The organism is Mycobacterium sp. TY815 (assembly GCF_030755135.1).
In the GTDB taxonomy this organism is placed as follows: Bacteria; Actinomycetota; Actinomycetes; order Mycobacteriales; family Mycobacteriaceae; genus Mycobacterium.
In genome coordinates, this window is record NZ_JAUFRX010000002.1 from 879522 (window position 1) to 905388 (window position 25867).

General features: G+C 67.9%; 17 protein-coding genes. 6 read left to right on the forward strand and 11 right to left on the reverse strand.

Features of this window, described 5'->3' with window-relative positions; genetic code table 11:
- Nucleotides 1-74: 74 nt before the first annotated feature.
- The 3 genes from QXK92_RS23540 to QXK92_RS23550 form a co-directional block, all read right to left on the reverse strand.
- Nucleotides 75-4679 (reverse strand): PPE domain-containing protein, encoded by a 4605-nt coding sequence (locus tag QXK92_RS23540; RefSeq protein WP_306245667.1) that lies wholly within the window; start codon nt 4677-4679, stop codon nt 75-77.
- Between the two features lie 81 nt (nt 4680-4760).
- Nucleotides 4761-10430 (reverse strand): PE family protein, encoded by a 5670-nt coding sequence (locus QXK92_RS23545; protein WP_306245668.1) that lies wholly within the window; start codon nt 10428-10430, stop codon nt 4761-4763.
- A gap of 504 nt (nt 10431-10934) precedes the next feature.
- A complete protein-coding gene (locus QXK92_RS23550; RefSeq protein WP_306246456.1) occupies nt 10935-11723 on the reverse strand; it encodes a (2Z,6E)-farnesyl diphosphate synthase in 789 nt (262 codons plus the stop codon).
- A 145-nt stretch (nt 11724-11868) separates the two neighbouring features.
- Here QXK92_RS23550 and QXK92_RS23555 point away from each other — a divergent pair, with 145 nt between their 5' ends.
- Nucleotides 11869-12609 (forward strand): hemolysin III family protein, encoded by a 741-nt coding sequence (locus tag QXK92_RS23555; protein WP_306245669.1) that lies wholly within the window; start codon nt 11869-11871, stop codon nt 12607-12609.
- A 50-nt stretch (nt 12610-12659) separates the two neighbouring features.
- Here the strand turns inward: QXK92_RS23555 and QXK92_RS23560 are convergent, their stop codons facing one another.
- The 4 genes from QXK92_RS23560 to mca are packed head-to-tail and all read right to left on the reverse strand — an operon-like array spanning nt 12660 to nt 16215.
- Nucleotides 12660-13043, reverse strand: a complete 384-nt coding sequence (locus tag QXK92_RS23560; RefSeq protein ID WP_306245670.1) for a nuclear transport factor 2 family protein — start codon at nt 13041-13043, stop codon at nt 12660-12662.
- A 13-nt stretch (nt 13044-13056) separates the two neighbouring features.
- Nucleotides 13057-15069 carry a thioredoxin domain-containing protein gene (locus tag QXK92_RS23565; protein ID WP_306245671.1) on the reverse strand — a complete coding sequence of 671 codons (2013 nt, stop codon included), beginning with the start codon at nt 15067-15069 and terminating at the stop codon, nt 13057-13059.
- Complete coding sequence (locus QXK92_RS23570) at nt 15056-15349, reverse strand: hypothetical protein (protein ID WP_306245673.1); 294 nt, start codon at nt 15347-15349, stop codon at nt 15056-15058. Before QXK92_RS23570 ends, QXK92_RS23565 begins: the two co-directional genes overlap by 14 nt.
- Complete coding sequence (mca, locus tag QXK92_RS23575) at nt 15346-16215, reverse strand: mycothiol conjugate amidase Mca (protein ID WP_306245674.1); 870 nt, start codon at nt 16213-16215, stop codon at nt 15346-15348. Before mca ends, QXK92_RS23570 begins: the two co-directional genes overlap by 4 nt.
- 105 nt (nt 16216-16320) lie before the next feature.
- Here mca and QXK92_RS23580 point away from each other — a divergent pair, with 105 nt between their 5' ends.
- The gene (locus QXK92_RS23580) at nt 16321-16767 is read left to right on the forward strand and encodes a DUF4307 domain-containing protein (protein WP_306245675.1); all 447 of its coding nucleotides are present in this window, start codon (nt 16321-16323) and stop codon (nt 16765-16767) included.
- A gap of 212 nt (nt 16768-16979) precedes the next feature.
- Nucleotides 16980-17474 (forward strand): transcription elongation factor GreA, encoded by a 495-nt coding sequence (gene greA / locus QXK92_RS23585; protein WP_065137229.1) that lies wholly within the window; start codon nt 16980-16982, stop codon nt 17472-17474.
- 83 nt (nt 17475-17557) lie between these two features.
- Here the strand turns inward: greA and QXK92_RS23590 are convergent, their stop codons facing one another.
- From QXK92_RS23590 to QXK92_RS23605, 4 genes are all read right to left on the reverse strand, one after another.
- Complete coding sequence (locus QXK92_RS23590) at nt 17558-18712, reverse strand: cystathionine gamma-synthase (RefSeq protein ID WP_306245676.1); 1155 nt, start codon at nt 18710-18712, stop codon at nt 17558-17560.
- A gap of 105 nt (nt 18713-18817) precedes the next feature.
- Entirely contained in the window at nt 18818-19552 is a 735-nt protein-coding gene (locus QXK92_RS23595) for an RDD family protein (RefSeq protein WP_306245677.1), read from the reverse strand.
- Between the two features lie 89 nt (nt 19553-19641).
- Nucleotides 19642-21036 carry a cystathionine beta-synthase gene (locus tag QXK92_RS23600; RefSeq protein ID WP_306245678.1) on the reverse strand — a complete coding sequence of 465 codons (1395 nt, stop codon included), beginning with the start codon at nt 21034-21036 and terminating at the stop codon, nt 19642-19644.
- Nucleotides 21037-21088: 52 nt separating this feature from the next.
- Entirely contained in the window at nt 21089-22156 is a 1068-nt protein-coding gene (locus tag QXK92_RS23605; protein ID WP_306245679.1) for an alpha/beta hydrolase, read from the reverse strand.
- A gap of 223 nt (nt 22157-22379) precedes the next feature.
- Here QXK92_RS23605 and QXK92_RS23610 point away from each other — a divergent pair, with 223 nt between their 5' ends.
- The 3 genes from QXK92_RS23610 to QXK92_RS23620 all read left to right on the forward strand — a co-directional run bounded on the left by QXK92_RS23610 (nt 22380) and on the right by QXK92_RS23620 (nt 25708).
- Nucleotides 22380-23312: an SGNH/GDSL hydrolase family protein gene (locus QXK92_RS23610; RefSeq protein WP_306246458.1), complete on the forward strand. Its 933-nt coding sequence runs from the start codon at nt 22380-22382 to the stop codon at nt 23310-23312.
- A 44-nt stretch (nt 23313-23356) separates the two neighbouring features.
- Nucleotides 23357-24574: an acetyl-CoA C-acetyltransferase gene (locus tag QXK92_RS23615; protein WP_306245680.1), complete on the forward strand. Its 1218-nt coding sequence runs from the start codon at nt 23357-23359 to the stop codon at nt 24572-24574.
- Nucleotides 24575-24841: 267 nt separating this feature from the next.
- The gene (locus tag QXK92_RS23620) at nt 24842-25708 is read left to right on the forward strand and encodes an endonuclease domain-containing protein (RefSeq protein WP_306245681.1); all 867 of its coding nucleotides are present in this window, start codon (nt 24842-24844) and stop codon (nt 25706-25708) included.
- The last annotated feature ends 159 nt before the right edge of the window (nt 25709-25867 follow it).

Below are 25867 nucleotides of genomic sequence, written 5' to 3' on the forward strand. Positions count from 1 at the left end.
ACATAGCAGGAAAGCTTCTCTGGGGTAATGGGTGCTGCAGAGCAACGCCCGGCCGTCCGGGGCGGGGAAGTACGTCATCGGCTGGCCACCCAGTCCGCCAGCGTCTGCTGCAACGCATCCATCTGGCCGTTCCAGAAGCCGGACACCTGGCTGCCGATGTTGCCGACGCCGGACATGAACGCCGCGCCGTTGACGGTGCTGGTGTTGGCGAAGCCCGAGATCGCGTCGCCCACGTTCTGCCAGCCCGACAACAACGAACCGGAGTTGTACCAACCCGACGTCAGCGCCCCGTTGGCGTTGGCGAACCCCGAACTCAGATCGCTCGAGTTGAAGAAACCGGAAGAACCGACCGAACCGCCGTTGAAGTAGCCCGAGGACACCGACGAGTTCCCGATACCGGGCTGCCACGGCAGCGTGACATTGAGTCGGCCGAGGATCGTCAAGTCGATGGGCAGCGCAAAGTCCGCCCCGAAGACGACGTCCATCAGGCGGATCGGGTTGATGACGATGGGGTCCACTATTGCGGACGGGACGATTCCAGCGACATTGATAGTGATAAGAACGGTAGCGCTGATGTTGACCGGGACATCGACAATGATCGGGTAGACGGTGATCGGGTCGATCTGACCGGTGATCGGGATCGCCACGTTGGTAGCCGCTACCAGGTTGATCGGAATCGCCGGGAAATCGATCGCGATGGTCGTCGCACTCTGCTGGCCGTCGGCCAGATGGAAGGAACCGACGTTCCTGCTGCCGGTGTTGAAGGAACCGGTGTTGAGGTCGCCTGAGTTGGCGAAGCCGGTGTTGATGCTGCCGCCGTTGAAGCTTCCGGTGTTCCGATCGCCCGGGTTGGCATCACCGGTGTTGAAGCTGCCGGCGTTGAAACTGCCCGTGTTGTTGCTGCCGGTGTTGCCGAAGCCGGTGTTGTAGCTGCCGGTGTTGCCGATACCGGTGTTGCCGACGCTGGTGTTACCGATGCCGGTGTTGTAGTCACCGGCGTTGCCGATGCCGGTGTTGCCGGTGCCGGAGTTGAAGAAGCCGCGGTTACCGGTGCCCGAGTTGAACAAGCCGACGTTGTCGGTGCCCGCATTCAACCCGCCGAAGCCCGAGTTGCCGCTACCGAGCAACCCGATACCGGAGTTGTTGTCACCCCAGTTCGCCAAGCCGATGTTGCCGTTGCCGAAGTTGCCGAAGCCGATGTTGCCGCTGCCGGTATTGCCGAACCCGATGTTGCCGCTGCCGGAGTTGCCGAAGCCGATGTTGCCGTCGCCCAGGTTGCCGAACCCGAAGTTGTTGCTGCCCAGATCGCCGAACCCGAAGTTCAGGTTGCCCAGGTTGCCGCCGCCGAAGTTGTTGGCGCCCACGTTGCCCAAACCGAAGTTCAACTGCCCGATGTTGCCCCCACCCACATTCAGGCCACCCTGGTTGCCCAGGCCGATGCTCAAGGTGGTGAAGTCGGTCACCGCGTTGTGGAAGACCCCAGAGACCTGGCTGCCGACATTGCCGAAGCCAGAGATGACCGCCGCCTGCGACGCCTCCAACGAACTCGCGTTGAACCAGCCCGACATGCTGTTGCCCAGGTTGCGCATGCCTGACGCCAAGTCGCCCACGTTGCCCATACCCGAGGCACCCAGCCCCATGTTCTGCCACCCCGAACTGCCCGCGCCCACATTGAAGAAGCCCGAGGAACTGCCCGTGCCGCTGTTGAAGAATCCCGACGACGGGGCACCCGTCGTGTTACCGATGCCCGGGCCCGCCGGGATCGAGAACAACGGAATATCGATCGGGCCGACGGTGCCGGAGATGCTGCCATACGTTGTGTATCCCGGGCCGCCGACTGTGAAGTTCAACCGTGGTCCGCTGATCGTGATGGTCGGAACGTTGATGGGACCGACGGTGCCGGACGTGCTGCTGAGAGGGCTCAGGTCGATCGCCCCGATGGTCCACGGCTGAACGGTGATGTCGAATGTGTTACCGGATATCGTCGTGTTCACCGGGAATCGCATGCCGTAGTCCACGGGAATCTGGTTGATGTGGATCGAATAGGAGACACCGGTCATGCCCTGGGCGTCGCCCCGGACGAACATCCCATTGTTCATGTTGCCGGAGTTGCCGATGCCGGTGTTGATGTCCCCGGAGTTGCCGATGCCGGTGTTGAGGTTGCCGGTGTTGAACCAGCCGGTGTTGGTGTCGCCGCTGTTGAAGTCACCGCTGTTGAAGCTGCCCTCATTGAAGCTTCCAGTGTTGAAGCTGCCGCGGTTACCGATACCGGTGTTGAAGTTGCCCGGATTGAACAGACCTGTGTTACCGGTCCCGGAGTTACCGATGCCGGTGTTGTAGCTACCGGTATTGAACAACCCCGAGTTCCCCACGCCTTCGTTGAAAATGCCGCGCAGATCAACACCAGAGTTGGCGAAGCCGATGTTGCCGTTACCGGTGTTGCCGAACCCGATGTTGTTATCCCCGGTATTGCCGAACCCGATATTGCCGGTACCGGTGTTACCGAAGGCGTCGGCGACAGCGGCCGTCGCAGCAGCAGGACTCACCGCCAGCAGACCGTTCAACTTGGCCGACAGACCCGTCCCGCTCAGCACGCTACTGATCGCCGGGCTGCTCAACAGGCCGCCAAGATGCTCCGAGCTGAGCAGGCCGCTCACCGACGGGCTACTCAGCAGCGTGCTGACCACCGGGCTACTCAACACAGCGCTCACCGTCGGGCTGCTCAGCAAAGTGGTCACCGCCGGGGCGCTCAACAGGCCGCTCACAGCAGGGCTGCTGAACTGGCTGACGAACGCTTCAGAGCTCACCCAGGCGTTGAACGCCGGCGAACTCGACAAGGTATTCAGCACGGTTTGCAGTCCACCGTGGGAGTTGACGTAATTGGTGATCTGATTCAGCGAGAAATTGCCCCACGGAGTCGACAACGTCGACGCCGCCGCACTCGCCCCGCCCGTGCCACCCACCCCCAACTGCGACAACAAGTTACCCAGGCTGCTGCCGTTGCTCAGGTGCACACCACTGAGCAGGCCGCTCACCGTCGGGTTGCTCAACAACCCACTCAGCGCCGGACTGCTCAACACGCTGCCCACCACCGGACTGCTCAACAGGGTGCTCACCAACGGGCTGCTCAACACCGCGCCCACCGCCGGGCTGCTCAAAACAGCGCCCACCGCCGGGCTGCTCAAAACAGCGCTCACCGAGGAACTGCTCAACAGAGTGGTCACCGACGAACCGCTCAACTGGCTGGCCAACGCACCCGAATCCACCCACGCGTTAAACGCCGACGAGCTCGACAAGTTCGTCAACACGGCCTGCAGACCACCGTGAGAATTGACGTAATTGGTGATCTGGTTCAACGAGAAATGGCCCCACGGAGTCGACAACGCCGCCGCCGCACTCGCCCCACCGGAACCGGTGGCACCCACACCCAACTGCGACAACAGGTTGCTCAAGCTGCTGCCGTCGCTCAAGTGCAGACTGCCGACCAGGCTGCTCACCGCCTTGCTGCTGAGCAGGCTGCTCACCGTTGGGCTACTCAACAAGCTGCTCACCGTGGTGCTGCTGAGCAGGGTGTTGACCGCTGAGCTATTCAACAGACCCGTTACCGCCGGACTGCTCAGCAGGGCGCTTACGCTGCCGCTGCTGATGGCGTTGCTCACGACGCCGGAATTCAGCAGGCCGGTCAGGAAGCTCAGGCCGCGGCCCGAGCCACCGAAGCCACCGAAGCCATGGCCCCATGAGCCGCCCCAGTGATGACCCCAACCCGCGGCCGCCGTCGCCCCGGTGGTGCCGGTGACACCCAGCTGGTTGAGCACGGCGCTGAGGTTGGCGGTGCCCAGATTCAGACTGCCCACCAGGCTGCTCACCGCCGGGCGGCTCAGCAAGCTGCTCAGACTGCCGCTGCTCAGCGCGGCGCTGATGCTTCCGGAGTTGGACAGACCAGCAGTCACCAGGTTCAGGCTGGCGAGGTTTCCGGTGCCGAGCTGCAGGCCACTGAGCACCCCGCTGAGGTTGAAGCCGCCCAGCAGGCTGCCCAGCCTCACATTGCCCGATCCAAGTGCGGCCCTGATGCTGCCGCCGCCCTTGTTGAAAGTGCCAGAAAGGCCGGCAAGTTGGGTCGCTGCGGCGTTGACGAAGCCCCCCGCGCCGGTCAACTGACCCAACGGCAACTTGGTGAACGGTGTCAGCGCCGCAGCCGCGGCCGACGCGCCGCCGTGATAGCTCAGCATCGCCACGATGTCCTGAGCCCAGAACTCCTCGTAGGCCGCCTCCGCCGCCGCGATCGCCGGCCAGTTCTGCCCGAACAGATTCGAGATGGCAAGCCGCACCAGCGCATTGCGATTGCCCGCGATCAGCGCCGGGTGCACGATCATCGACCGCGCGGACTCATATGCGGCCACCACCACCCGAGCCTGCGCGGCGGCCTGCTCAGCCGCCGCACCCGCAGCGCTCAACCACGCCGCATAGGGCGAGGCCGCGGCCCCCATCGCCGCCGCGGCCGGGCCCTGCCAGGCGCCGTCAATCAAGCCGGAGGTCACCGACTCGAAGAACGACCCGGCCGAACCCAACTCGGACGCCAAGCCGTCCCACGCCGACGCCACCGACGCCATGGGCGCCGATCCCGCGCCGAGCAGCATGTTCAGCGAGTTGATCTCAGGTGGCAAGGTCAGGAAACTCACCGGCTCAATCCTCTTCCTAACATTTCAGACGATCGCTGTTCGACGTGTGTGGAGTAGTACCTAGCAGGCCGGGTTGAGTTCTTACGTGCCGTTGGGGCCGTTGGTGCCCGGAATGCCCGCGGCGCCGCCCGTACCCGGCGTGCCCGCCGCACCGCCGCCGCCGCCCGTACCGGGGTTACCGTTGGTGCCGTTGCCGCCGTTAAGCCCGCCGCCCAGGCCGGTTCCGCCGGTACCGCCGGTGGCGTGGTTGCCGCCGGCGCCGCCGTTCGCGCCGTTGCCAGCCCCTCCACCGATGCCGGTGCCCGTCGGGGTGCCACCGCCGCCGCCGGCACCGCCCTGCCCGCCGTTGCCGGAGTTGCCGGCGTTTCCACCGGTCCCACCGCCGTTGCCGTCGCCGCCTTCGCCGCCGGCACCGCCAATGCCGCCCGAGCCGGCTGCGCCGGCAGCGCCACCGGCACCACCATTTTGGTTGGTGCCACTGCCGTTGCCGCCTTTACCACCGCCACCCGAGGTGCCGCCTGAGCCGGCTTGCCCGCCGTTACCACCGGCTGCGCCTGCGGTGGTGGTGGTGCCATTACCACCAGCACCGCCGGCGCCACCGGCACCGCCGTTACCGCTTTGGCCACCGTTGCCGCCCAGGCCGCCGGGGTTGGTACCGCTGCCGTTGCCGCCAAGGCCACCGGTACCGCCTGCTCCGCCCGTACCGCCAGTACCACCGTCGCCACCGGCACTCGCCACACCGTTGGTGCCGCCGCCGATCGCGGTGCCACCGGACGCGCCGTCGCCACCGGCGCCACCCGCACCGGCGCTGCCACCGGCGCCACCGGCGCGGGCATCGCGGTTGGCGGCCGTGGTGCTGGTTTGGCCATTACCGCCCGTAGCACCGTTACCGCCGTTGCCGGCCTGGCCACCGTCACCGGCGCTACCCGCGGCGCCACCATTCTGGCCATTGCCACCGGCACCCGCGTTACCGCCGGCGCCGCCGTCACCGCCGGTACCACCGCCGCCACCGTTGCCACCGGTCGTACCGGTGGCGGCTCCACCGGTACCCCCGACGGATCCGATGCCACCCTTGCCACCGTTGCCACCAGCGCCACCGTCGGTGGTCGCTGTGCCGGTACCACCGGTACCACCGGCGCCGCCGGCGCCACCATCGCCACCAGCACCGCCGGTGCCGCCGTTGGTGCGGTTGCCGGTGCCGTTACCGCCGTTGCCGGCCGTCCCGGCGTTGCCGCCGTCGCCGCCGTTACCGGCGTTACCGGCCGTGCCGTTGTTGCCGACCGTGGCCGTACCCGCGGCGCCGCCGTTGCCGCCGGCTCCACCCTTGCCTCCGTCGCCGGCTGCACCGCCGGTGCCAGCCGTGCCATTGGCGGTACTGGAGTTGGAGCCAGCAGCGCCATTACCACCCTGGCCGCCCTTACCGCCGTTACCGGCGTTACCGCCATTACCCGCGTCACCAAGGACGGATCCGCCAGCACCGCCGGCGCCACCGTTTCCGCCCGCGCCGCCGGTCCCGCCAACGGCGCTGGCGCCACCCGTGGCGCCGGTCCCGCCGTTGCCACCGCTGCCGCCGTTACCGCCGTCACCGTGCGAACCGCCGGCACCACCCTTGCCGCCGCTGCCGCCGGCCGCACCGGTGGTGTTCGCGGCGTTGTCGAAGCCGTTGCCACCGGCACCGCCGTGGCCGCTGTTGGTGGCGTCAGCGCCGTTAACGCCGTTGGAGCCTGCGGTCGAGCCGGTGCCCGCCACGCCACCCGTCCCGACGAGGCCTGCGTCACCGCCCTGACCGCCATTGCTGCCGTTGATGACGCCCGCCGTGCCGTTGGCACCCTTGCCGCCGTCACCGCCGTGGCCGGCTCCACCACCGGCGCCGCCGTCTCCGGCAGCACCCACGATGCCTGCGGTGGCGGCACCACCGTTGCCGCCGGCACCACCCTGGCCGCCGGCACCACCCTTACCGCCAGCACCGCCAGCCGTGTTCGGGTTCGTCGAGTCGGTGGCATTGCCGCCCGTTCCGCCCTTTGCACCAGCGCCACCCGTACCGCCGGCCCCGCCGTTACCGGACACCGTGCCACCGGCACCGCCGTTACCACCGTGACCACCGAAGCCGCCGGCAACTGCGTTGCCGCCGTTGCCGCCCGAGCCGACCCCGGCCGTACCGTCCTTGCCCGGCAGACCGGCGCCACCGGTGCCGCCTGCCCCGCCGTTGCCGCTCTTCCCGGCATCGCCACCGTCGCCGCCGGCACCGCCACCGGCCTGGCCGATACCACCGGTCCCACCGGCGCCACCGTCACCAGATGTCGCACCGCCAGCACCGCCATGACCACCGGCACCGCCGATACCCAAGGGCGATTGACCAAGTCCACCGGTCCCACCGACGCCGCCGGTGCCGGTCGTCCCGCCAGCGCCACCTACGCCACCGGTTCCACCGTTGCCGGCCTGCGCTCCGCTGACGCCACCGTCACCGCCGGCGCCACCAGCACCGCTGCCATCGCCCGCTCCACCAACACCGCCGGTACCGCCGTTACCCAGCACACCGCCGGCACCACCGGTGCCACCAACGCCACCGGTTGCGTTGGAGCCCGCTTCAGCGTCGAAGCCCGCACCGCCGGTGCCGCCGTCACCACCGAAGGTGGCCGCAGTACCCGTGCTTCCCTTGGCACCGGCGACAGAGCCGGAGCCGCCGTTACCGCCAACCCCTCCGGTACCCGGGTTACCACCCTGACCACCTGCACTGCCGTCGATGTGCATGTCGGTGCCGGCGGCGCCGTCGCCGCCCCTCCCGCCGATGCCGGCAGCACCACCGTTACCTCCGGCGCCACCCACGCCGACAGTTCCCTTTCCAAGCGTCACGCCGCCGCCATTGCCGCCGAGACCACCCTGACCACCGACACCACCTTGGCCGGCTGCGCCACCAGCAAGATTCGGGTCAGTCGAGTCGATGCCGGCCGCGCCGGTTCCGCCTTTCCCGCCGATACCGCCGGCACCACCGGCACCGCCATTGCCGGATGTCGAGCCACCTTGTCCGCCGGCACCACCCTGGCCGCCGACGCCGCCGGTCCCACCGGTTTCAAACTCGGCGGCACCCGTGACGCCCTGGGCACCATTGCCACCAATGCCGCCGGCACCACCGTTACCGACCGCGCCAGCCTTGCCGCCGGCGCCACCGTTACCGCCTGCCAGGCCGCTGGCGGTGGGGTCGGTGTAGCCATTGCCGCCGTTGCCGCCGTTGCCACCGCTGGTGGCCGCGGCACCGCCCGCACCGCTGGTGCCAAAGCTTGATCCGACGCCACCTTGTCCGCCGGCGCCGCCAGTGCCCGGGTTACCGCCGATGCCACCCGCGCTGCCGTTGAAGAGGGCGGCGGTCCCAGCGGCACCGTTGCCGCCGTCGCCGCCGAGGCCGGCGGACCCACCGGCACCGCCGTTACCGCCCGCACCCAAGTTTCCGAGGGGATTCGGAGCGTTGCCGCCGTTACCGGCGTTACCGCCGACACCGCCGTTGCCACCCTTACCACCCGTGCCGCCGATCTGGTCCGGTCCCGCTGCGTTGGCCCCGGTCGCGCCGGTACCGCCTTGCCCGCCGATGCCGCCGTCGCCACCTTTACCGCCGAAGCCGGCGGTTGTCCCGGCCACACCACCATCGCCGCCGCGACCGCCGTTGCCGCCGGTACCGCCGTTGCCGCCGGTCTGGGTCGGGTCGGTGCCGGCGGCGCCGATGGCGCCATTACCACCGACACCGCCATCGCCACCGTTACCGACGAGACCGCCGGCGCCGCCGCGCCCGCCGTTACCGCCGTTGGCGCCCGGGGTTACCGCATTCCAGCCCGCGCCGCCGGTGCCGCCGTTGCCACCGGTCAGCGGGACCGCACCCGCCGCACCGGAGGCGGAGACGCTGGTTCCGGTGCCGTTCACTCCGCCGGCCCCGCCGGCCCCGCCTACGCCGGGATTTCCGCCCTGGCCGCCAGTACCGCCATTGCGCACAGTCTGGCTGCCGGCGCCGCCGACCCCGCCGTCGCCGCCCACCCCTGCCGCACCGCCCTGGCCGCCTGCGCCTCCGACGCCGGTGACCCCACCAGTCCCACTGCCCAGCGCGACACCGGCGGCCCCGCCGGCACCGCCGTGACCACCCGCGCCGCCATTGCCGCCGAGGCCGCCGGTTCCGCCGGTGGCTCCCGCGACAGTTGCGTCGGCCCCGGTCGCTCCGGCACCGCCGGCTCCACCGAGACCGCCGACGCCACCGGCGCCGCCGTTTCCGCCGTTGCCCGATACGGCACCGCCGCGGCCACCGACACCACCGACGCCACCGGTACCGCCGACCGCGCCCGCGCCGCCACCGGCACCCGGGGTAGCGCCGTTCGCCCCTGCGGCACCGACCACACCGGCACCGCCCGCACCACCGTTACCGCCGTTGCCCGTTAAGCCGCCGTCGCCGCCGGCACCACCCGTACCACCGACCACGCCGAGGCCACCGGTACCGCCGTTCCCGCCCGCTCCGCTGCCGTCACCGTTTCCGCCGGCGCCACCGACACCACCGTGACCAGCCGTCCCCGCATTGCCGCCGGCCCCGCCGTTACCGCCGGCCGCATTCGACCCACCGGCGGCAGTGAGGCCCAACCCACCGGCACCGCCGTTGCCGCCACTGGTGGCCGCGGCACCCGCGGCGCCGTTTGCCGCGCCGAGCGAACCCGCTCCGCCCACACCACCGATGCCGGGGTTACCGCCCAGGCCACCGGAACCACCGTGAATGTTTCCGATATCGCCATCGCCGCCGACACCGCCCGCGCCCCCGAGTCCGGCGGCACCACCTGCACCACCCACCCCGCCGGCGCCGAACATGCCGGTGCTGCCGGCAGCGCCGCCGGCACCACCATTACCGCCAGCACCGCCGACGCCTCCCGTCGCGCCACCCCCGACGCCGTCGAAGCCGGTGCCTCCGGTACCACCGGCACCTCCCGCGCCACCGGCGCCCGCCGTGCTGAATATCGCCCCGCCGTTACCGCCGAGGCCGCCGACACCGCCGTTACCGCCGGCGGCACCGGACAACGGGTCGCCGGCGCCACCGGCACCGCCCACGCCGCCCGCGCCGCCCGCTCCGAAGAAGCCGGCGTTTCCACCGATACCGCCCGCACCCCCGGTCAGGCCTGCGGCGGCGCCGACGCCGCCCGTTCCGCCGATACCGCCGTTGCCGAACAAGATGCCGCCGGAGCCGCCGTTTCCGCCGGCGGCGCCGGCTCCACCCGTACCACCGATGCCGCCGGTGCCGAAGAGGCCGGCGGCGCCGCCGTTACCACCGACCTGGCCCGCCGCACCGGATCCGCCCGCGCCACCGTTGCCCCACAGCAATCCGCCCGCTCCACCATTCGCGCCGGTCCCTGCAGCCCCGTCGGTGCCGTTTCCGATCAGCGGCCGCTGAAACAGTGCCTGGCTCGGCGCGTTGATCAGGTCCATCACACCCTGCAACGGAGATGCGTTCATCGCCTCGGCGGTCGAGTACGCGTTGCCCGCAGAAGTAAGGGTTTGCACAAATTGTTGGTGGAAGGCCTCCGCCTGAGAGCTCAGGGCTTGATAGCTCTGAGCGTGCGAGCCAAAGAGCGCGGCGACGGCTGCCGACACCTCGTCCTGGGCAGCCGGCAGCAACGCAGCTACAGGTCTCGACCAGACCCCATTGGCCTCGTTGATCGACGCACCCAGACTCTGTAGGTTCGCCGCCGCGCTAGCGAACAGGTCGGGGGCAGCCGCCAAATACGACATCGCTGAAACTCCTGTGGTTCAAGGCCGATGGATGGACACGCGATTGGGAATGTACCTGCGCCGATTACGGAAACGCCAGATCTGACAACACCAATTTTCAGATTTTTCTGGGAGGTCCGCTGGCCGCATGGTTTGACGTCGTTAGCCGAATGTTGAATAGCTAACAACCGATTTTGAATTCAAATTATCAAACGCATGATCACTTAGGTGAGGTCGGCTAAAGGGGCTTTCGATAGCCGAAATCAGTTGCGCTACAGAATATTTCGGACGTTATTAGACACGGCCTACCGATGAGTAACCCGATGCCGATCGGCGGCAATTCCTGCCTACCTATGCGTTGTCTTTGAACCCAATGGGGCGTCTGCGCGCAGGAATGAAGAGTGAAAAGTTTGCTACGGCACGCTGAAAGGTCGCCTTGCAGAACGAAATGACACACCGGGTGTGACAAAAGATCGGCGTGGCGACACGCCAAGGCCGACGTGTCGCCACGCCGATCGGGTGCCGCTACTTGCCGTAGCGCCGGTTCCTCATGCTGTAGTCGCGCAGGGCGCGCAGAAAGTCGACGCGACGGAATGCGGGCCAGTGCGCCTCGGTGAACCACATCTCCGAGTAGGCGCTCTGCCACAGCAAAAATCCGGACAGCCGCTGCTCCCCCGAGGTCCGGATCACCAGGTCGGGGTCGGGTTGCCCGGACGTGTAGAGGTTCTCCGAGATCCCTTCGACGGTCACCGCGTCGATGAGTTCCTCGGCGGTGGCACCATCGGCCAGTCGCTTGCCCAGCAGCGCGCGCACCGCGTCGACAATTTCCTGACGACCGCCGTACCCCACCGCGACATTGACGTGGAACGACGCGTTCTGGGGAGTGGAGTCCACGGCACCACGCAGCCGGCGGGCCTGTGCCTCGCCCAGCAACTCCAGATCACCGACGGTGCGGACGCTCCAGTGATTGGCCGGAGCGCAGATTTCCTCGACAACGTCGGTGATGATTTCGATCAGCGCGGCCAGCTCTTCAGGGTCACGCTGCAGGTTCTCGGTGGAGAGCAGATAGACGGTGGTCATCTCGATGCCGGCTTCCTGGCACCAGCGCAACATCTCGGCGATCTTGACCGCACCCATCCGGTAGCCGACGCTGACGTCGTCGTATCCCAGGCTGCGCGCCCAGCGGCGGTTCCCGTCGCACAACACCGCGATGTGACGCGGCAACTCAGATCGCGAGGCGGCCAGACCCTGCCGCAGTCGCAGCTCGTACAGCCGGTACAACGGCTCCTTGATCCGCGGCGGGATGATCTCCACGGAATCCCACACTACTGTGACCGACACCAATTTCCGGCTGCCATTTCCGGCAATATCACGCCAAGTCTGACGGGGTTCTCTCAGCCAGTCCCGTTACCCTGAACGGAAGACACCAACGACCGACAAAGGCGGGGCAAGGGGACAGATGAGCAGCCAAACCAGCACGCTCACCAGTACACAACCGGAACCGGACGGCCCATCGCCGGCCAACGCGGCCCACCATATTGCCGAGGGCGTCGCCAAGGTTCTCAAGAAGCCGCGCTTCCGCGGCTGGATCCACGTGTACTCAGCGGGTGCCGCCGTGTTCGCCGGCGCATCCCTGGTCGCCGTGTCCTGGGCGCTGGATTCCACCAAGGCCGGCCTGGCGACGATGCTCTACACGTTCGCCACCATCATCATGTTCACCGTTAGCGCCACCTATCACCGGGTGACCTGGAAATCAGACACCGCACGCATCTGGATGAAGCGGGCGGATCACTCGATGATCTTCATCTTCATCGCGGGCAGTTACACGCCGTTCGCGCTCCTGGCGCTGCCCGGCCACGACGGGCACGTCGTGCTGGCGATCGTGTGGGGCGGTGCGCTGGCCGGCGTCACGCTCAAGATGCTGTGGCCGACCGCTCCACGCTGGGTGGGCGTGCCGCTCTACATCCTGCTGGGCTGGGTAGCGGTCTGGTACACCGGCTCGATCCTGCACAACGCCGGGGTCGCGGCCATGGTGCTGCTGTTCGTCGGTGGCGCCCTGTACAGCATCGGCGGGATTCTCTACGCGCTGAAGTGGCCGGACCCTTGGCCGTCGACCTTCGGATACCACGAGTTCTTCCACGCGTGCACCGCCGTCGCGGCGATCTGCCACTACATCGCGATGTGGTTCGTCGTTTTCTGACGCTTGGACGCGACGCCGATCGTGACACCACGTTCGGCGTGCGATCACCCTCAGAGTTGCGTCACATCCGCCGGTGACCAGTAGGCCTTCATCGCGGTGACCTTGCCGTCGGCATCGAAGACCATCGTCTCAATCGGTTCGATCCGCATCTTGTGGTCACCGGCGGTGATCGTCAGCCGGAAATGGAATGCCGCCTCATTGCCCGAGACGCGCAGCGTCACCAACTCGCAGTCGCGCTGGACGCCCGTCACCGAGGAGTAGAAACCCTTGATGGCCTGGGTACCGATGTGCACCTCGCCGCCAACTGGATCCTCGAGCGTGGCGTCGTCGGCGTAAAAAGCGGCCAGGTCTTCGGCGGTGCCGCTGGTAACCGTGGCGATGTAGCGGTTGACCGTATCGGTGATCGCTTGCGTCTTGTCAGCGGTGTTCGGCATGTGACGCACGCTACTACCCGGGAATTCCCAGGGCGGCGGCGAGTTGATCTGCGCTGGTCACCGGCAGGTCGCAGAGCCGGCCCCGGCACACGTAGGCCGCGTCGGCCCCGGCCACCAGGTCGCGTCCGGCCAGCAGCGACGACGAATCCCGGGCGCCCCCGACGACGATCGCCCCACCGGGAGCCAGCCGGCGGGCATCGGTGAGCAGCGGCGACGACGGGCCAGCGCATGCGACGGCGATTTGCAGCGGACCGCGCACCGCGGCCTCGGCAACCGCCAGCCAATGTCCGGCCGAGCGGGGGGCGCGCGCCAGCAGCACCGAATGCGCGTCCAGGGTGTCTCCGACCACCTGCAGATACCGCTCGGCCCGGTCGCCGTCAGCCAGGTGCGCGGCGGTGAGCAGCGCCTCGGCGATGGCCGACGCCCCGGACGGCGTCGCCCCGTCGAGCGGGTCGGCGGGCCGCAGTAGGAGTTGCTCGGCATCGTCGGCGGTGTCGAACCAGCGCCCGGGGCGCTCCGGGTCGCTGAAATGCCGGACCGCGGTGTCCAGCAGGCCGGTCGCTGCGGCGAGCCAGCCGTCGTCGGGGCTCAACTGGTACAGCGCCAGCAGGCCGGTCACCAGCATGGCGTGATCCTCCAGGATGGCGGCGCTGTCCCCAACCACCCCGCCCAGGCTGGCGCGCCGCAGCCGCCCATCGACCACATGCAGATTCAGCAGCGCGGTGGCGCAGCGCTGCGCGGCCTGCGCCAGCTCTGGGTCGTCGAGCGCCACACTGGCTTCGGCCAGTGCCGTGATCGCCAGACCGTTCCACGATGTCACCACTTTGTCGTCGCGTCCGGGCTGCGGCCGGGTCAACCGGGCGCCCAGCAACGCGGCCCGTACCCGGTCCAGACGCGCTGAGTCATCAGGGTCGCTGCGCAACTGCAGCACGGATGCGCCGTGCTCGAAGGTGCCCACCCGCGTCACTCCGTAAACCGTTGCCGCCCAACGGCCGTCGTCGACGCCCAGGACGTCGGTCAATTGCGCCGGGGTCCACACGTAGGTCGAGCCCTCGCGGCCGTCGGCGTCGGCGTCCAGGGAGGAGACGAACATATCGCCGTCGGCCAGGTCGTCGAGCAGGAACCGCGCGGTCTGTGCGGTGACCCGGCGGGCCAGCGGATCCCCGGACCGGCGGGCCCAGTGCGCATAGCAGCGCAGCAACAGGGCGTTGTCGTACAGCATCTTCTCGAAGTGCGGCACCACCCAGGCGTTGTCGACGCTGTAGCGGGCGAAGCCACCGGCGAGTTGGTCGTACATCCCACCGCGCGCCATCGCGTGGCCTGCCCGCGACACCGCCTGCAATGCCGCGGATGACCCGGTGCGTTCGTAGCTGCGCAGCAGACCCTCGAGCAGGGCCGACGGCGGGAACTTGGGCGCACCGCCGAATCCGCCGTGCACGGTGTCCTGATCGCGCAGTACCGCAGCGACGGCGTCGTCGCACACCTGCGGTGCGATCGCCGGTCCGCCACCCGGCAGACCCGACGCCATCGAACGCAACTCGCCGGCGATGTGGTCCGACGCCTGCTCCACCTCGCCACGGCGCTGCGCCCACGTCTCGGAGATGGCTGAAAGCAGTTGCAGGAAAGCATCTTTGGGGTAGTAAGTACCGCAGAAGAACGGCCGCCCATCGGGAGTGAGGAAGCATGTCATCGGCCAGCCGCCCTGGCCGGTGAGCGCGACGGTGGCGTTCATGTAGACCGAGTCGATGTCCGGGCGCTCTTCGCGGTCCACCTTGACGCAGACGAACCCGGCGTTCATGACGGCGGCCACCTCGTCGTCCTCGAACGATTCGTGGGCCATCACGTGGCACCAGTGGCAGGCGGCGTAGCCGATCGACAGCAGAACCGGCACGTCGCGTGCGGCCGCGTCGGCGAGTGCTTCCGGACTCCACTGCTGCCAATGCACCGGGTTATCGGCGTGCTGGCGCAGGTACGGGCTGGTTGCCTGGCCGAGGGTGTTGGTCCCCGCCTGCTCAGCCGGGCTCATGGGCCGAGCCCGGGGGGCGGTTGCGGTCGGCCTCGGGGGCGGGGTCCTCGGCCGTGTCTACCGCGTCGGTGCCTTCGTCGGCGGCCTGATCCGGCTCGGGGTGCTGGCGATCAAACGACTCCGGCACCTTCTTCAGCTGCCTGTTCATCGAACGGACCAGGAACACGGTGGCGACGATCAGCAAGACGACCACCACCAGTCCGAGGGGACTGGCCTTGCCGAAATCCGGGCCGTTGTTCTTCGGTCCGGCAGCAATCACGCTGAGCAGAAAGTGATTCACCGTTCCTCGATCCCCTCGAACAGATCGGTCTCCGGCAGGCGAGCCGGTACCCGCGAGCGGGCCAGCTCGAACTCCTCCGTCGGCCACAGCCGCTCCTGCCATTCGATCGGCGCGGCGAAAAATTCGGCATTCGGGTCGATCTGAGTAGCATGCGCGATCAGAGCGTCGTCGCGTTGACCGAAGTACGCGGAGCACTCCACCCGGGTGGTCACCCGCTTCTCGAAATGGTCGTTCTGGGGCAGCCAGTGCTCGAGCCACTTCCCGAACGGACCCTCCTGCCCGTTCTTGGCGAATTCGTCCTGCAGCAGCTGCATCCGCGCCCGCAAGAAACCGTGCACGTAGTAGAGCTTGGACACCGACCATGGCTCCCCGGCGTCAGGAAACCGGCGATAATCGCCGGCCGCCTCGTACGCGCTGACCGACACCTCATGGCAGCGGATGTGGTCGGGGTGCGGGTAGCCGCCGTTCTCGTCGTAGGTGATCATCACGTGCGGCTGGAACTCCCGGACCACGCGCACCAACGCTTCGGTGGATTCTTCCAGCGGCACCAGGGCGAAGCAGCCTTCCGGCAGGGGCGGCGGCGGGTCGCCCTTGGGCAGGCCGGAGTCGATGAAGCCCAGCCAGTGGTGTTCCACCCCGAGAATCTCCGCGGCTTTGGCCATCTCGTCCCGGCGAATCTCGTGGATGTGGCCGTGCACGTCAGGCAGGTCCATGGCCGGGTTCAGGATCTCGCCGCGTTCCCCGCCGGTCAGCGTCACCACCATCACGCGATGGCCCTCGTCGGCGTAGCGCGCCAACGTTGCGGCGCCCTTGCTGGATTCATCGTCGGGGTGGGCATGCACCGCCATCAATCGCAGTTTGCTCACGAGCTCCCTTGTATCTGTTATTCCGAGTCCGTCCGTTGGCCGCCCACCGACCCTGTGAGTGCCTCCTATACTTCCAGTTCTCTGTACCCCACAACTCCCGAGGGCATGACTGAGCACGTGACCGATGATTCTTTCTCCCGGCCCGAGGCACGTTACGGCCGCGATCGGCTGTCCCGCAGATCGCGGCGCCGCATCGTCATCGGCCTGACCGTGCTGGTCCTGGCTGCCGGGGTGGGAATCGCGAGCGTGGCCTATCGGCAGATCGGCGCCGCCCCGGTCAAAGGCACCCTGGCGGGTTACCAGTTGATCGACGACGAGACGGCGTCGGTGACCGTCAGCGTCTACCGCCGTGACCCTTCGCGTCCGGTGGACTGCATCGTGCGCGTCCGATCCAAGGACGGCAGCGAGACCGGCCGCCGAGAGGTGCTGGTGCCCCCGGCCGACCAGCAGACCGTGCAGGTGACCGCCACGCTGAAATCCAGCAAGCGTCCGGCCATGGCGGACGTCTACGGCTGCGGGGCAGACGTGCCCGCGTATCTGCGGTCGCCGTGACCGCGGCAAAACGCCGAACTGCGGATATGTCGGTCATTTAGTGTTTGCGCGGTGGTAACATGGGTGAATGCACGGTCCTGCTTGGGACCGTGTATTGCTGCATTAGAGGCCGTGAGAAGCACGGAGTTGCAGCACCCGGGGTGGGGACCCGCAGACGCCCAACATCGGGACCACACTTTGCGCGGAACAACAATCACAAGGAGCGCCACGAGATGACGGACACTCAGGTGACCTGGTTGACCCAGGAATCACATGACCGACTCAAGGCCGAGCTCGACCAGTTGATCGCCAATCGCCCGGTCATCGCCGCCGAGATCAACGACCGCCGCGAAGAGGGTGACCTACGCGAGAACGGCGGGTATCACGCTGCCCGCGAGGAGCAGGGCCAGCAGGAGGCCCGCATTCGCCAGCTGCAGGATCTGCTCAACAACGCCAAGGTCGGCGAGGCTCCCAAGCAGTCGGGCGTCGCGCTGCCGGGTTCGGTGGTGAAGGTCTACTACAACGGCGACAAGGACGACAGCGAGACCTTTTTGATCGCTACCCGCCAGGAAGGCGTCAACGACGGCAAGCTCGAGGTCTACTCGCCGAACTCACCGCTGGGTGGTGCATTGATCGATGCCAAGGTCGGCGAGACGCGCAGCTATAAGGTGCCCAGCGGCAACACCGTCGAGGTGACGCTGGTCAGCGCGGAGCCCTACCACTCCTGAGGCTTGCGGCTGCACCGCCGAGTGTGCAGCCTGCGACGCATTTCCGGCGCGTCGCGTCGCCAGATTCCCAGTCGGCGAAAGTGTCAGCTCAGGGCCTGGCCCAGGTCGGCCAGCAGATCGGCGACATCCTCGATTCCGACCGACAGCCGCACCAGGTCGTCGGGAACTTCCAGCTGTGAGCCGGCGGTGGACGCGTGCGTCATCGCGCTGGGGTGCTCGATCAGCGACTCCACCCCGCCCAGTGACTCGGCCAGGATGAAGACGCTGGTTTGCGCGCACAGTTTCTCAGCGGCGGCGCGCCCGCCACGCATTCGCACCGAGACCATGCCGCCGAAGCCGCGCATCTGCCGGGCGGCGATCTCATGTCCGGGGTGGCTGGGCAGACCCGGATAGAGCACCGCGCTCACGGCGGGATGGCCCACCAGGAATTCCGCGACGGCCGCCGCGTTCTCGCTGTGCCGCTGCATCCGCAACACCAGCGTCTTGAGGCCGCGCAAGGTGAGGTAGGCGTCAAACGGGCCGGGCACCGCGCCGGCCCCGTTCTGAAGGAACGCGAACGCCCGGTCCAGTTCTTCGTCGTTGGTGACCAGTGCGCCGCCGACGACGTCGGAGTGGCCGCCGATGTACTTGGTGGTCGAATGCAGCACCACATCGGCACCCAACGTCAACGGCTGCTGGAGCGCGGGCGAAGCAAAAGTGTTGTCCACCAATACTTTTGCGGAGCTATCGGCGCCGATCTGGGCGATCCCGCTGATGTCGGCGATCGACAGCAGCGGGTTGGTGGGCGTCTCGACCCAGATCAATCGCGTCCGCGGCGTGGTCGCGGCGCGCACGGCGTCCAGGTCCGACAGCGCGACCGGTGTGTACGCGACGCCCCACTGCGTGAAGACCTTGTCGATCAGCCGGAAGGTGCCGCCGTAGGCGTCGTCGGGGATGACGACGTGGTCGCCGGGGCGCAGCAGCGCCCGCAGCGCGCAGTCGCTGGCCGCCATGCCGGAACTGAATGCCCGCCCGTAGGCGCCGTCCTCCACCGCCGCCAGCGACGCCTCCAGCGCGGAGCGGGTCGGGTTGCCGGTGCGGGCGTATTCGAACCCGCCGCGCAAGCCGCCCACGCCGTCCTGGGCGAAGGTGCTGCTGGCATAGATCGGCGCGTTGACGGCGCCGGTCGCCGGATCGGGACGGTAGCCGGAGTGGATGGCTTTGGTGGCAAGTCCTTGGAATGCGTGGTTCTCGCTCATCGACCGCCAGCCTAGTTGGCACCGGGGCGCCGTTGACTCTGCGGTGAGGGCGACGAAGTGCCAGTGGCCTCGGCCGTCAACGCAGACTCAACGTCACGGGTCTGATCAGAGCGGCAGGCACACCGTCGTCATGATCTTGTCGGCCAGGGTCTGACGCTTGCTGTCCCACAGCGGGAACAGGAACCCGATGTAGCAGATGATCGCGTCGACGAAGTGCGCGAGCTGCCGCACCAGCGACATACCGAACCCGAGTGGCTCTCCGGTGACCTCACTGACCACCTTGAACTTCAGGATCGACTTGCCGATGCTCGAGCCCGTCGTGCCCTGCCGATATCCGTAGTTCCAGACCACATACGCCAGGATCAGCAGCGAAGCCAGGCCCTGCGCCAACACCCCGATGATCGAGCCCTGGGTGTAGCAGTACTGCGCGACGTCGTACTGGTTGACGCTGGTGACGCAGGACTCCTCTTGCGTGAGCAGGTCGACCACCTGGGCGATGCCCAGGACGACGAGGATCGGCGCGTAGTCGATGAGGAACGCCAGGAAGCGGGTAAGCCAGGGCGTGTAGGCATCGGTCGCCAAACCCTTGACAGCGGGTCCCGGCGGCGGCGGCGCATATCCTCCGGCGGCCGGGGGTGGTGGCGGGTAGCCGCCCGCGGGCGGCGGCGGCGGAGGAGGCGGCGGGGTGGAGCCGCCGACGGACTGCGAGAAGTCGCCGCTGCTGCCCGGCGGAGGCGGCGCGGACGGCGGAAGGTGACCACCGGAGGGTGCAGCGCCGGACGATCCAGGAGGCGGCGGTGGCGGCGGGTAAGACCCGCCGGCTGGCGGCTGATCGGTCATGAGGCAACCTTCCGGGCTTCCTAGAGCTGACTTTTGCTGAACTAAGCCGGATACAGTACCCCAGGCTCGAGAGCCACGTCACAGCCCCACTAGCGGCGTCGCGTCCCTTCGGACAGGAAGCCGAGCAGGTCGTAGCGGGTGATCACGCCGACCGGCTTGCCTTCCTCGACCACCATCAGGGCGTCCTGATCGCGCAACGCCTTTCCCGCCACGCTGACCAGTTCGCCGGCCCCGATCAGCCGCAGCGGCGGGCTCATGTGCTGCTTGACGGCGTCGGCCAGCTTGGCGCGGCCCTCGAACACCGCCGACAGCAGTTCGCGTTCCGAGACGCTGCCGGCGACTTCCCCTGCCATGACCGGCGGTTCCGCTCCCACCACCGGCATCTGCGAAACCCCGTACTCCCGCAAGATCCCGATGGCGTCCCGCACGGTCTCCGAGGGGTGCGTGTGCACCAGGTCGGGCAGCGCGCCGGACTTGCGGCGCAGGACGTCGCCGACCGTCGACTCCGCGGCCGTGCCGTCCAATCGGGTGCGCAGGAATCCGTAGGACGACATCCACGCGTCGTTGAAGATCTTCGCCATGTAGCCGCGACCGCCGTCCGGCAGCAGCACCACGATCAGTGCGTCCGGACCCGCGTGCTCGGCGACCTTGAGCGCCGCGACGACGGCCATCCCGCACGAGCCGCCGACCAGCATGGCCTCCTCGCGGGCCAGCCGCCGCGTCATCTCGAAGGAGTCCGAGTCCGAAACCGCGATGATCTCGTCGGGCACCGAAGGGTCGTAGGCGGCCGGCCAGAAGTCTTCGCCGACGCCCTCGACGAGGTAGGGCCGACCGGTGCCCCCGGAGTACACCGACCCCTCCGGATCGGCGCCGATGACGCGCACCCGCCCGTCGGACACCTCCTTGAGGTAGCGGCCGGCGCCGGTGATCGTGCCGCCGGTACCGATGCCGGCGACGAAGTGGGTGACCTTGCCGTCAGTGTCGGCCCAGATCTCGGGGCCGGTGGTCGCGTAGTGGCTGGCCGGCCCCTCCGGGTTGGAGTACTGGTCCGGCTTCCAGGCGCCGTCGATCTCGCGGACCAACCGGTCGGACACGCTGTAGTAGCTGTCCGGGTCCTCGGGCGGCACCGCCGTCGGGCAGACGACAACCTCGGCGCCGTAGGCGCGCAACACATTCCGCTTGTCCTCGCCGACCTTGTCCGGGCAGACGAACACGCACTTGTAGCCGCGGCGCTGAGCCACCAGGGCCAGCCCGACGCCGGTGTTGCCCGACGTCGGCTCGACGATGGTGCCCCCGGGCCGCAACGCCCCGCTGGCTTCGGCGGCGTCGATCATCCGCTCGGCGATCCGGTCCTTGGAGCTGCCGCCGGGGTTGAGGTACTCGACCTTCGCGGCCACGATGCCCGCGCCTTCGGGGACGACGGAGTTCAGCCGAACCAGGGGCGTCCCGCCGATGAGGTCACTGAGGTGCTGAGCGATCCGCATGCGCCTATCGTCGCAGGCGTTGTCACACGGCGCGCAACCGCTCGGGCGGGTGCTACCCGGTGGCCTCGCGGATGTACTCGCCGATCTGACGCAGCGAGCGCACGGCTTCCGGCAACAGCGGCCCGGCGACCTGGAAGTCGTGCACCTGACCCGGCCACACGCGCACTTCGGCGGGCACTCCGACCGCCGCGAGCCGGCTCGCCGCCAGCTGCGCGTCGTGCAGGAGCACCTCCGACCCGGACACGTGAATCAGCGTCCGCGGCAGGCCCGGCTCGATGTGATCCAGCGGCTCGTAAATCTCTTCCGGCTGACCGTTCACGGTGTTCTTCGCGGCACAGCTAGCAACCAACGCGCCGAGCGCGTCGAAGGCTCTCGCGGGGAACATCGCGTCCGTTTTGATGTTGGGATGAGACTGCTTCGCTTCCTTTGCCAGCTGCAGCAGTGGCGAGATCGCGACGAGGGCTGCGGGCTCTTCTCCCTCCCGCAGCAGACGCTGCGCCAGAGACAGCGCAAGGTACCCGCCGGCTGAGTCGCCGCCCAGCACAATCTGGTCCGGGTCGTACCCCAGGAGCCGAAGCCACCGGTAACCGTCGTGGCAGTCGTCGAGCGCCATCCCGATTGAATGCTTGGGCATCAACCGATAGTTGACCACCAGAACTGGTGCGTCAGCGAACTTCGAGAGCGATTCGACCAATCGGCCGTGGGAGTTTGCTCCACAGGTCAGGAATGCCCCGCCGTGCAGGTACAGCACCACTCGCCGGGTGCCGTCGGCCGGCAGCACGCCTGTCGCGCGAACCAGCTGAGCAGACGCATTCGGCAAGGTCACCTCGGCCCTGACGGTGCTCGTGGCAGGTAGGAGCACGCGCGCGGCATGGTCAATGAGACCCCACGGCCAGGGAAGATGAGGAACATAGCTGCCGGCCGCCAGAACCGGCCGGATCGCCACACGCGAGGCCAGCGTGGCAAACCGGGCAGCAATGCTCGGGCCGGACTCGACAACTTCTACGGGAGCCCCGTCGCTGATCGCGAACCTGCGTGCTTCGAGTCTACGAGCCTTCAGCGCATCGCGCGGGCGAATGGCGACTCTAGGTGCGCCAGAGACCTTACTGGGTGCGGTCATGCTCAACACTTCCTACGCCGTTGTAGTCCGATACAGCATGCGACGAAGAAGCTGAGCTATCCGTTCAGCCAACCTCGCAGACTTAGCTTGACAGTCCTTTACCCACTCAACTTTCAAGTAATCGGTTTCGATACCACATCTGTTTCACACCGTAACCGGTTTGTTTGTCAGCTACCCCCGAAATCAGCACAACCGTCCTAAACTAATGCCCGTGGGCGTGCATGTGCCGCGGCGTTCGACGATCGCTTTGGCCACAGCGGGTGCACTCGCCTCGACAGGCTCGGCCTATCTGGGCGCACGCAACCTGCTGGTTGGTCAGGCGATGCATGTGCGCACCGTGATTCCGAAATCCTGGGAACCGCCCCCGCGCGCTGACGGCGTCTACAGCCGCGGTGGCGGCCCGGTGCAGAAGTGGCGGTACGGCACACCTTTCGATCTGCACATCATGATCTTCGGCGACTCGACGGCGACGGGTTACGGGTGCGCGACCGCCGAGGAGGTGCCCGGCGTGGTCATCGCCCGCAGGCTGGCCGAGCTGTCCGGACTACGAATCAGGCTGAGCACTAAAGCGATCGTCGGCGCCACGTCCAAGGGCGTCATGGGCCAGGTCGACGCGATGTTCGTAGCCGGGCCCCCGCCGGACGTCGCGGTCATCATGATCGGCGCCAACGACATCACCGCACTCAACGGCATCGGACCTTCGGCGCAACGACTCGGCATGTCCGTGCGCAGGCTGCGCAACCGGGGCGCGGTGGTGGTGGTCGGCACCTGCCCGGACTTCGGGCTCATCACCGCGATCCCGCAGCCGCTGCGTTCGCTGGCACGGACCCGTGGACTTCAACTCGCGCGCGCGCAGGCCGCCGCCGTCCGGGCGGCCGGCGGGGTGCCGGTGCCGCTGGCGCATCTGCTCGCCCCAAAGTTCCGCGAGATGCCCGAGCTGATGTTCTCCTCCGACCGCTATCACCCGTCGGCGGCCGGTTACGCCGAAGCGGCCGAACAGTTGTTGCTGACGCTGTGTGAAGCGCTCAGCGAGAAGATTCCCGCATTGGCGCCGCCGGCGGCGGTATCGGCCGCGGCACCCCGGCGGAGCATCGTGTCGCGGTTGTGGTCCCGCCCATCGCCGGTGCGCGTGACCGCCGCGGTCGCCACTGGGTAGGGCGCGTTAGGCTCGGCTTCGCACACGCCAATCGAGGAGCCGTCATGCCCGAAGCCGTCATCGTTTCCACTGCCCGCTCGCCGATCGGGCGCGCCATGAAAGGGTCGCTGGTCAGCATCCGGCCCGACGATCTGGCCGCTCAGATGGTCCGCGCCGCGCTGGACAAGGTTCCCGCGCTCAACCCACACCAGATCGACGATCTGATCATGGGTTGCGGCCAGCCCGGCGGTGAGTCCGGCTTTAACATCGCGCGGGTTGTCGCGGTGGAACTCGGCTACGACTTCCTGCCCGGCACCACCGTCAACCGGTACTGCTCGTCCTCGCTGCAGACCACCCGGATGGCTTTCCACGCGATCAAGGCCGGCGAGGGCGACGTCTTCGTCTCCGCCGGGGTGGAGACGGTGTCCCGGTTCGGCAAGGGCAATGCCGACGGCTGGCCGGACACCAAGAACCCGCTGTATGACGCCGCTCAGGAACGCACCAATGCCGCGGCGGCGGGAGCCGACGAGTGGCATGACCCCCGGGCGGACGGCAATCTGCCCGACATCTACATCGCCATGGGCCAGACTGCCGAGAATGTCGCACTGCTGACCGGCATTTCGCGGGAGGACCAGGACCACTGGGGCGTTCGCAGTCAGAACCGCGCCGAGGAAGCGATCAAGAGCGGCTTCTTCGAGCGCGAGATCACGCCGGTCACGCTGCCCGACGGCACGACGGTCAGCACCGATGACGGGCCGCGGGCGGGCACCTCGTACGAGAAAATCAGCCAGCTCAAGCCCGTGTTCCGCCCCAACGGCACGGTGACCGCAGGCAACGCCTGCCCGTTGAACGACGGCGCCGCGGCGGTGGTGATCACCAGCGATGTCAAGGCCAAGGAGCTGGGGTTGAAGCCGCTGGCGCGCATCGTGTCCACCGGCGTCAGCGGGCTGTCGCCGGAGATCATGGGCCTGGGCCCGATCGAGGCCACCAAGCAGGCGCTGTCCCGGGCCGGCATGTCGGTGGGCGACATCGACCTGTTCGAGATCAACGAGGCCTTCGCGGTGCAGGTGCTCGGGTCGGCGCGCGAGCTGGGTATCGACGAGGACAAGCTGAATGTCTCGGGCGGCGCGATCGCTCTGGGCCACCCGTTCGGTATGACCGGGGCCCGCATCACCGCCACGCTGCTCAACAACCTGACCACGCACGACAAGACCTTTGGCGTGGAGACCATGTGTGTCGGTGGTGGTCAGGGTATGGCGATGGTGATCGAGCGGCTCTCCTGACGTTTCGCACATTGGGCCTGCGCTGAGGGCGGCGGCCACTCGAGGTTTGTCGCCCTCACCGCAGACCCAGTTCTAGTGCGGGCGCCCTGGCGCTGACCCTGCGCTCAGGGCGGCGGCCACTTGAGGTCTGCCGCCCTCACCGCAGAACCAACTCTGGCGCTGGCGTATTTGGCGCTGACCCTGCGCTCAGGGCGACGGCCACTCGAGGTTTGTCACCCTCACCGCAGACCCAACCGCGCTGTCAGTGCCAAGCACCACCATGGCGGCATGAACAGCGCGCAACAACCTTTTATTGGCAGTGAGGCGCTGGCCAACGGCATCCTGACACGGCACGAGCTGCGCACCTACTACCGCGCGATCATGCCGAACGTCTACCTGGACAAGCGGGTCGAGCCGACGTTGATACAACGCACCGTGGCGGCGTGGTTGTGGTCTGGGCGACAAGCGGTGGTTGCCGGCGCCTCCGCATCAGCGATACACGGATCCAAGTGGGTCGATGATGCGGCTGCTATCGAATTGATCTGGCGCAACGCAAGGGCACCGCAGCGCGTCATCACCCGAGACGAGCTTCTGTTGGAAGGCGAAACCCAACTAATCAAGGGTATTTCGGTGACGACGCCAGAGCGCACGGCATTCGACGTCGGCCGGCGCGGCCCATTGGTCCGCGCCGTTGCCAATCTCGACGCGCTGGCGGCCGCGACAGATTTCAAGGTGCCCGACGTCGGCGACTTGGCAGCCGGCCATCGACACGTACGGGGTTTGCGCCAACTGGAAGCCGCACTGCAACTGGTCGATGCAGGTGCCCAATCGCCCAAGGAGACTTGGCTGCGCTTGCTGTTGATAAGGGCGGGTTTTCCCCAGCCTCGGAAACAGATTCCGCTGATGAACCAGCACGGTATTCCTCGCTACTTCCTGGATATGGGTTGGGAGGACGTCATGCTGGCTGTCGAATACGACGGCGACCAGCACTGGACCGATCCAGCGCAGTACGCGCGCGACGTCGATCGGCAGGAGTACATCGCCAGCATTGGCTGGACAGTCGTCCGCGTAGTTAGCAGACACCGTCCCGGCGACGTGATCCGACGAGTCCAGAGCGCGTGGGACGCCCGAACGCGAGGTCGACTCTGCGCGTAAGGCGACAACGCGCGAGTGACCGCCACCCTCAACGCAGACCCAACGCCAAGGAGCGGGCCAAGAGCGCTCGCCGAACGCGCCTGCCGAGCGCCCACCACCCACACCGTTGACTCTGCGTTCACGGCGACAAACCGCGAGTAAGAACCACCCCCAACGCAG

What these genes read in the sequence shown, in the direction of transcription:
- QXK92_RS23565 (WP_306245671.1), bottom strand. Translation starts at nt 15,069, where the DNA reads ATGAGCCCGGCTGAGCAGGCGGGGACCAACACCCTCGGCCAGGCAACC.
- QXK92_RS23560 (WP_306245670.1), bottom strand. Translation starts at nt 13,043, where the DNA reads ATGCCGAACACCGCTGACAAGACGCAAGCGATCACCGATACGGTCAAC.
- greA (WP_065137229.1), top strand. Translation starts at nt 16,980, where the DNA reads ATGACGGACACTCAGGTGACCTGGTTGACCCAGGAATCACATGACCGA.
- QXK92_RS23595 (WP_306245677.1), bottom strand. Translation starts at nt 19,552, where the DNA reads ATGACCGATCAGCCGCCAGCCGGCGGGTCTTACCCGCCGCCACCGCCG.
- QXK92_RS23590 (WP_306245676.1), bottom strand. Translation starts at nt 18,712, where the DNA reads ATGAGCGAGAACCACGCATTCCAAGGACTTGCCACCAAAGCCATCCAC.
- QXK92_RS23580 (WP_306245675.1), top strand. Translation starts at nt 16,321, where the DNA reads ATGACTGAGCACGTGACCGATGATTCTTTCTCCCGGCCCGAGGCACGT.
- QXK92_RS23615 (WP_306245680.1), top strand. Translation starts at nt 23,357, where the DNA reads ATGCCCGAAGCCGTCATCGTTTCCACTGCCCGCTCGCCGATCGGGCGC.
- QXK92_RS23620 (WP_306245681.1), top strand. Translation starts at nt 24,842, where the DNA reads ATGAACAGCGCGCAACAACCTTTTATTGGCAGTGAGGCGCTGGCCAAC.
- QXK92_RS23600 (WP_306245678.1), bottom strand. Translation starts at nt 21,036, where the DNA reads ATGCGGATCGCTCAGCACCTCAGTGACCTCATCGGCGGGACGCCCCTG.
- QXK92_RS23555 (WP_306245669.1), top strand. Translation starts at nt 11,869, where the DNA reads ATGAGCAGCCAAACCAGCACGCTCACCAGTACACAACCGGAACCGGAC.
- QXK92_RS23545 (WP_306245668.1), bottom strand. Translation starts at nt 10,430, where the DNA reads ATGTCGTATTTGGCGGCTGCCCCCGACCTGTTCGCTAGCGCGGCGGCG.
- QXK92_RS23605 (WP_306245679.1), bottom strand. Translation starts at nt 22,156, where the DNA reads ATGACCGCACCCAGTAAGGTCTCTGGCGCACCTAGAGTCGCCATTCGC.